1 protein-coding gene is annotated in these 881 nt (G+C 64.4%); it reads left to right on the forward strand.

Features of this window, described 5'->3' with window-relative positions:
* On the forward strand, window positions 1-881 hold an 881-nt coding region (gene pyk, locus FK530_RS24325), incomplete at both ends, for a pyruvate kinase (RefSeq protein ID WP_146489420.1).

Genomic DNA, 881 nt, shown 5'->3' on the forward strand with positions numbered 1-881 from the left:
GAGGGTGGCCCCGTCTCGAACAACAAGGGTGTTTCGTTGCCCGGGATGAACGTCTCGGTGCCGGCGTTGTCGGAGAAGGACATCGCCGATCTGGAGTTCGCGCTGGAGTTGGGTGTGGATTTCATCGCGCTGTCGTTCGTGCGTGCGCCGTCGGATATCGAGCGGGTGCATGCGGTGATGGATCGGGTGGGCCGCCGGATTCCGGTGATCGCGAAGTTGGAGAAGCCGGAGGCGATCGACAATCTCGAGGCGGTGATCTTGGCGTTCGATGCGGTGATGGTCGCTCGTGGTGATCTGGGTGTGGAGTTGCCGCTCGAGGAGGTGCCGTTGGTGCAGAAGCGGGCGATTCAGATCGCGCGGGAGAACGCCAAGCCGGTGATCGTGGCGACGCAGATGCTGGAGTCGATGATCGAGAACAGTCGTCCTACCCGGGCGGAGGCCTCGGATGTCGCGAATGCGGTGCTCGATGGTGCGGATGCGGTGATGCTTTCGGGTGAGGTGTCGGTCGGCAAGTATCCGATCGAGACGGTGCGGACGATGGCGAAGATCGTGCAGGCCGTGGAGGACGGTGGGCCGTCGGTGCCGCCGCTCAATCATGTGCCGCGCACGAAGCGGGGGATCATCTCCTACGCTGCGCGGGATATCGGCGAGCGGCTCAACGCCAAGGCTTTGGTGGCGTTCACGCAGTCGGGGGATACGGTGCGGCGGCTGGCGCGGTTGCACACGCGGTTGCCGTTGTTGGCGTTCACGCCGCTGCCGGAGGTGCGTAGTCAGTTGGCGTTGTCGTGGGGGACGGAGACCTTCCTGGTGGACGGCGCGGACAGTACTGACGCGATGATCAAGCAGGTCGACCACTCGTTGGAAGGCATCGGCCGGTACTC

It is taken from the genome of Tsukamurella conjunctivitidis, assembly GCF_007858475.1.
GTDB classification, from domain to species: Bacteria; Actinomycetota; Actinomycetes; order Mycobacteriales; family Mycobacteriaceae; genus Tsukamurella; species Tsukamurella conjunctivitidis.